This window comes from Streptomyces sp. NPDC005492 (genome assembly GCF_040605995.1).
Classification (GTDB): Bacteria; Actinomycetota; Actinomycetes; order Streptomycetales; family Streptomycetaceae; genus Streptomyces.
The window spans coordinates 64,975-71,753 of the sequence record NZ_JBEXDX010000043.1 but is presented as its reverse complement, the minus strand read 5'-3'; the positions used below and the strand labels follow the sequence as shown (position 1 = coordinate 71,753).

Genomic DNA, 6,779 nt, shown 5'->3' with positions numbered 1-6,779 from the left:
AACTTGGACAGGTAGTGGCTGTAGGGCAGTACGGCGTGCGACTGGGCGTCGTGGAAGTTGCCGTACCAGACACCCAACAGGCCGAGGAGCAACGGTGCGTTGGACTCGGCGGGCGCGGTGCGGAAGTGCTCGTCGACGGTGTGGAAACCGTCGAGCATCGCCCGGAAGCGGTCCGGCCCGATGGCGATCATCAGGGAGAGCCCGATCGCCGAGTCGTAGGAGTAGCGGCCGCCGACCCAGTCCCAGAACTCGAACATGTTGTCCGTGTCGATCCCGAAGTCCGACACCTTCCCGGCGTTCGTCGACAGCGCCACGAAGTGCTTCGCGACAGCCTTGTCGTCGCCGCCCAGCCCGTCGAGAAGCCAACTCCGGGCGGACGTCGCGTTAGTGATCGTCTCGATCGTGGTGAACGTCTTCGACGCGACGATGAACAGCGTCTCGGCCGGGTCGAGGTCGCGGGTCGCCTCGTGGAGGTCGGCGCCGTCCACGTTCGACACGAAGCGGACCGTCAACGAGCGGTCGGTAAAGCTGCGCAGCGCCTCGTACGCCATCGCCGGACCGAGGTCGGAGCCGCCGATGCCGATGTTGACGATGTTCTTGATGCGCTTGCCGGTGTGGCCGGTCCACTCGCCGGAGCGGACCCGGTCGGCGAAGCCGGCCATCTTGTCGAGCACGGCGTGCACGGCCGGGACCACGTTCTCGCCGTCGACCTCGATCACCGCGTCCCGGGGGGCGCGCAGCGCGGTGTGCAGGACCGCACGGTCCTCGGTGACGTTGATCTTCTCGCCGCGGAACATGGCGTCCCGCAGCCCGAACACGCCGGTGGCGGTGGCCAGTTCCTGGAGCAGGGCGAGGGTCTCGTCGGTGATCAGGTGCTTGGAGTAGTCGATGCGCAGGTCGCCGACCGAGACCACGTACCGCTCCGCGCGCCCGGGGTCCGCCGCGAACAACTCACGCAACTGCGGGTGCGGTTGACCCGCGCGGTGGTCCTCAAGCGCGGTCCACTCGGGCCGCCGCACCAGCTTGGGGGAGTCAGACATGAGCAGGGGTCTCCTTGGTGCCCTCGGCCCGCAGGGCGATGGCGTACATCTCGTCGGCGTCGAGGCGCCGGAGTTCCTCGGCGATCAGTTCGGAGGTGGTGCGGACCTTCAGCGCCAGGGTGCGGGAGGGCTGCCCGGGCAGGGTCAGTGTGGCCAGCGGGCCCTCGGGGCGGTCGATGACGACCTCGCCTGCGGCGGTACCGAGCCGGACGGCCGTGACGACCGGCCCCGCGGTGACCACGCGGTCGATCTTCACCTTGAGCCGGGCCTCCAGCCAGCGCGCCAGCAGTTCGGCGGCGGGGTTGTCGGCCTCGCTCTCCACCGCACCGGAGGTGATCTTCGCCTTGGCCTGGTCGAGGGCCGCCGCCAGCATCGAGCGCCAGGGGGTCAGCCGGGTCCAGGCGAGGTCGGTGTCGCCGGGCGCGTAGGAACGGGCGCGGGTGTCCAGGGCTTCGAGGGGGTTCTCCGCCGCGTACAGGTCGGTGATCCGTCGCTGGGCGAGGGCGCCCAGCGGGTCCTTCGACGGGACCTCGGGGGCCTCGGACGGCCACCACACGACGACCGGCGCGTCCGGCAGCAGCAGCGGCAGCACGACGGAGTCGGCGTGCTCGGACACCTCGCCGTAGGTCCGCAGCACGACCGTCTCGCCGGTGCCCGCGTCGGCGCCCACCCGGACCTCGGCGTCGAGGTGGGAGTCGGTGCGGTCGCGCGGGGTGCGGGCCTGCCGCTTGATGACGACCAGGGTGCGCGAGGGGTGCTCGTGCGAGGCCTCCTCGGCCGCCTTGATCGAGTCGTAGGCGTTCTCCTCGTCCGTGACGATGACCATCGTCAGGACCATGCCCACGGCAGGGGTGCCGATGTCGCGGCGACCCTGCACCAGCGCCTTGTTGATCTTGCTTGCCGTGGTGTCGCTCAGGTCGATCTTCATGGCCTGCGCCAGCTCCGTCCGTCTCGTGCGAGCATCTCGTCCGCCTCCTCGGGGCCCCAACTGCCCGAGGAGTACTGCGCGGGCCTGCCGTGCCCCGCCCAGTACTCCTCGATCGGGTCGAGGATCTTCCAGGACTCTTCCACTTCCTGGTGGCGGGGGAACAGGTTGGCGTCGCCGAGCAGCACATCCAGGATGAGCCGCTCGTACGCCTCCGGGCTCGACTCCGTGAACGACTCGCCGTAGGCGAAGTCCATGGACACGTCCCGGATCTCCATCGAGGTGCCCGGCACCTTCGAGCCGAACCGGACCGTCATGCCCTCGTCGGGCTGGACGCGGATGACGATCGCGTTCTGACCCAACTCCTCGGTGGCGTTGGAGTCGAAGGGGGAGTGCGGGGCCCGCTTGAAGACGACCGCGATCTCCGTGACGCGGCGGCCGAGGCGCTTGCCGGTGCGCAGGTAGAAGGGGATGCCCGCCCAGCGGCGGTTGTCCACCTCCAGCTTGACGGCCGCGTAGGTGTCGGTCTTCGACTGCGGGTCGATACCGTCCTCCTGGAGGTAGCCGACGACCTTCTCGCCGCCCTGCCAGCCCTCCGCGTACTGCCCGAACACCGTGTGCTCGCCCAGCTCCTGCGGCAGCCGCACCGACTTGAGCACCTTGAGCTTCTCGGTGAGCAGCGCCTCCTCGTCGAAGGCGATCGGCTCCTCCATGGCGGTCAGCGCCATCAGCTGGAGCAGGTGGTTCTGGATGACGTCACGCGCCGAACCGATGCCGTCGTAGTAGCCGGCCCGGCCGCCGATGCCGATGTCCTCGGCCATCGTGATCTGGATGTGGTCGACGTAGGACCGGTTCCAGATCGGCTCGTACATCTGGTTGGCGAAGCGCAGCGCAAGGATGTTCTGGACGGTCTCCTTGCCGAGGTAGTGGTCGATCCGGAACACCTGGTCCGGGTCGAACACCTCGTGCACGATCTTGTTCAGCTCGCGGGCGCTCTTCAGGTCGCGGCCGAACGGCTTCTCGATGACCGCGCGCCGCCAGGCCCCTTCCCGCGCGTCCGCCAGACCGTGCTTCTTGAGCTGCTTGACGACCTTCGGGAAGAACTTCGGCGGTACGGAGAGATAGAACGCGTAGTTGCCACTGGTACCGCGGGAGGTGTCCAACTCGTCGACAGCCGCGCGCAGTTGCTTGAACGCGGTGTCGTCGTCGAAGTCGCCCGGGATGAACCGCATGCCCTCGGCGAGCTGCTGCCAGACCTCCTCGCGGAACTCGGTGCGGGAGTGCTCGCGCACCGAGTCGTGCACCACCTGCGCGAAGTCCTGGTCCTCCCAGTCGCGCCGGGCGAACCCGACGAGGGAGAACCCCGGCGGCAGCATGCCCCGGTTGGCCAGGTCGTAGACGGCCGGCATCAGCTTCTTGCGGGACAGGTCACCGGTGACCCCGAAGATGACCAGTCCGGACGGGCCCGCGATACGGGGGAGCCGGCGGTCGCGGGGGTCCCGCAGCGGGTTGTCCCAGTCGGCCGCGAGAGCGTCCGTCAACTCCTCCACGGTCAGAGCCTGTTCACTCATTCCCCGTCGACCCCCTTGCCGCTCAGCGACTTCGCGACGGCGCCCAGCAGGTCCTGCCAGGCCACCTCGAACTTGGCGACGCCCTCGTCCTCCAACTGCTTGACGACGGTGTCGTAGGAAATCCCCAGACGTTCTACGGCGTCCAGGTCGGCGCGCGCCTGTGCGTAGCCGCCGGTCACCGTGTCGCCGTGGATGTCGCCGTGGTCGGCGGTGGCGTTCAGGGTGGCCTCGGGCATGGTGTTGACGGTGCCGGGCGCGACCAGCTCGTCGACGTAGAGGGTGTCCTTGTAGGACGGGTCCTTCACGCCGGTGGAGGCCCACAGGGGGCGCTGCTTGTTGGCCTTGGCGCCCGCGAGGGCGGTCCAGCGGTCACCGGAGAAGACTTCTTCGTAGGCCTGGTAGGCGAGCCGCGCGTTGGCGAGGGCGGCCTTCCCCTTGAGGGCGAGGGCCTCGTCCGTTGCGAGCGCGGTGAGGCGCTTGTCGATCTCGGAGTCGACGCGGGAGACGAAGAAGGACGCCACCGAGTGGATGGTCGCCAGGTCGAGGCCCGCGGCGCGGGCCTTCTCCAGGCCGGCCAGATAGGCGTCCATGACCTCGCGGTAGCGCTCCAGGGAGAAGATCAGCGTGACGTTGACGCTGATGCCGAGGCCGATGACCTCGGTGATGGCCGGCAGGCCCGCCTTCGTCGCCGGGATCTTGATCATCACGTTGGGGCGGTCGACGAGCCATCCGAGCTGCTTGGCCTCGGCGATCGTCGCCGCCGTGTTGTGGGCGAGCCGCGGGTCGACCTCGATGGAGACCCGGCCGTCCCGGCCGCCGGTCGCCTCGTACACCGGGCGCAGGATGTCGGCGGCGGCGCGGACGTCGGCGGTGGTCATCATCCGTACGGCCTCTTCGACCGTCACCTTGCGCACGGCCAGGTCGGCGAGCTGCTCCTCGTAGCCCTCGCCGGAGCCGATGGCGGCCTGGAAGATGGAGGGGTTGGTGGTGACGCCGACGACGTTCTTCGTGTCGACGAGTTCGGCGAGGTTGCCGGACTCGATCCGCTTGCGCGACAGGTCGTCCAGCCAGATGGAGACGCCCTCGTCGGAGAGGCGCTTGAGTGTTCCCGCGGTGGCGGTCACTTCGGTCACTGTGATCATCTTCTTTCTGGCGATCGGATCAACCGCGCGCGGCAGCGAGGGATTCCTTCGCTGCTGCGGCGACGTTCTCGGCGGTGAAGCCGAACTCGGCGAACAGGGTCTTGGCGTCGGCGGAGGCGCCGAAGTGTTCGAGGGAGACGATGCGTCCTGCGTCACCTGTGAACCGGTACCACGTGAGACCGATCCCGGCCTCGACCGCAACGCGGGCCTTCACGGACGGCGGAAGGACGCTGTCGCGGTACTCGCGCGACTGCTCCTCGAACCACTCCACGGACGGCATCGACACCACCCGGGCGCCCACGCCCTCCGCCTCCAACCGCTCGCGCGCCTCGACGGCGAGGTGGACCTCGGAACCGGTCGCGATGAGCACGACGTCCGGGATCTCGGTGGAGGAGTCCTTGAGGACGTAACCGCCGCGCGCCGCGTCGGAGTTGGGCTCGTACACGGGGACACCCTGGCGGGTGAGCGCCAGGCCGTGCGGGGCGGGCTTGGTGGCGTGCCGCTTGAGGATCTCGGCCCAGGCGATCGCCGTCTCGTTGGCGTCGGCGGGGCGGACGATGTTCAGGCCCGGGATGGCGCGCAGCGAGGCGAGGTGCTCGACCGGCTGGTGGGTGGGGCCGTCCTCGCCGAGACCGATGGAGTCGTGCGTCCAGACGTACGTCACCGGGAGCTGCATCAGCGCGGACAGGCGCACGGCGTTGCGCATGTAGTCGGAGAACACCAGGAAGGTGCCGCCGTAGACACGCGTGTTGCCGTGCAGGGCGATGCCGTTCATCTCGGCCGCCATGGAGTGCTCGCGGATGCCGAAGTGGATCGTACGGCCGTACGGGTCGGCCTCCGGGAGCGGGTTGCCCTTAGGGAGGAAGGACGAGGTCTTGTCGATGGTGGTGTTGTTCGAGCCGGCCAGGTCGGCGGAGCCGCCCCACAGCTCGGGCAGGACCGCGCCGAGCGCCTGGAGCACCTTGCCGGACGCGGCGCGGGTGGCGACGGAGGAGCCGGGCTCGAAGACCGGCAGGGACTGCTCCCAGCCCTCGGGGAGCTGACCGGCGACGATCCGGTCGAAGAGCCGCGCGCGCTCGGGCTGGGCGCCGCGCCACTCGCCGAGCCGCTTGTCCCACGCGGAGTGCGCCTCGGCGCCCCGGTCCAGGGCCCGGCGGCTGTGCGCGAGGACCTCGTCGGCGACCTCGAAGGACTTCTCCGGGTCGAAGCCCAGGACGCGCTTGGTGGCGGCGACCTCGTCGGCGCCGAGCGCGGAGCCGTGGGCGGCCTCGGTGTTCTGCGCGTTCGGGGCGGGCCAGGCGATGACCGTGCGCATCGCGATGATCGAGGGGCGCCCGGTCTCGGCCTGCGCCGCCTTCAGCGCCGTGTACAGCGCGTGGACGTCGATGTCGCCGTCGGCGGCGGGCTCGATGCGCTGGGTGTGCCAGCCGTAGGCCTCGTACCGCTTGAGGACGTCCTCGGAGAAGGCGGTCGCGGTGTCGCCCTCGATGGAGATGTGGTTGTCGTCGTAGACGAAGACGAGGTTGCCGAGCTTCTGGTGGCCGGCCAGCGAGGAGGCCTCGGCGGAGATGCCCTCCTCCAGGTCGCCGTCGGAGACGATCGCCCAGACGGTGTGGTCGAAGGGCGACTCGCCCTCGGGGGCCTCGGGGTCGAACAGGCCGCGCTCGTAGCGGGCGGCCATCGCCATGCCGACGGCGTTGGCGACACCCTGTCCGAGCGGGCCGGTCGTGGTCTCCACACCGGCCGTATGCCCGTACTCGGGGTGACCAGGCGTCTTCGAGCCGTGCGTCCGGAACGCCTTCAGGTCGTCCAGCTCCAGCTCGTACCCGGCGAGGTAGAGCTGGGTGTAGAGCGTCAGCGAGGTGTGGCCGGGGGAGAGGACGAAGCGGTCACGGCCGGTCCACTCGGGATCCGCGGGGTCGTGACGCATCACCTTCTGAAAGATCGTGTACGCGGCGGGGGCCAGGCTCATCGCCGTGCCCGGGTGCCCGTTGCCGACCTTCTGCACCGCGTCGGCGGCCAGAACACGGGCGGTGTCGACGGCTCGACGGTCGAGATCGGTCCACTCGAGGCTGTCAGGTGTGTGCGCGTTCATCTTCAA

The 6,779-nt window shown here is 69.6% G+C and carries 5 protein-coding genes; all 5 read right to left on the bottom strand.

The window, feature by feature from the left end; translation table 11 throughout:
* Positions 1-1,040, bottom strand: a 1,040-nt coding sequence (pgi, locus tag ABZT04_RS37080; protein ID WP_356062549.1) for a glucose-6-phosphate isomerase, incomplete at its 3' end; no start/stop codon positions are given.
* Positions 1,033-1,968: a glucose-6-phosphate dehydrogenase assembly protein OpcA gene (opcA, locus tag ABZT04_RS37075; RefSeq protein WP_356062546.1), complete on the bottom strand. Its 936-nt coding sequence runs from the start codon at positions 1,966-1,968 to the stop codon at positions 1,033-1,035. The genes pgi and opcA, both read right to left, overlap by 8 nt.
* A complete protein-coding gene (gene zwf / locus ABZT04_RS37070) occupies positions 1,965-3,536 on the bottom strand; it encodes a glucose-6-phosphate dehydrogenase (protein WP_356062543.1) in 1,572 nt (523 codons plus the stop codon). The genes opcA and zwf overlap by 4 nt, the downstream gene beginning before the upstream one ends.
* Entirely contained in the window at positions 3,533-4,678 is a 1,146-nt protein-coding gene (tal, locus tag ABZT04_RS37065; RefSeq protein WP_356062540.1) for a transaldolase, read from the bottom strand. Before tal ends, zwf begins: the two co-directional genes overlap by 4 nt.
* Positions 4,679-4,697: 19 nt before the next feature.
* Positions 4,698-6,773: a transketolase gene (gene tkt, locus ABZT04_RS37060; protein ID WP_356062537.1), complete on the bottom strand. Its 2,076-nt coding sequence runs from the start codon at positions 6,771-6,773 to the stop codon at positions 4,698-4,700.
* Positions 6,774-6,779 lie beyond the last annotated feature (6 nt).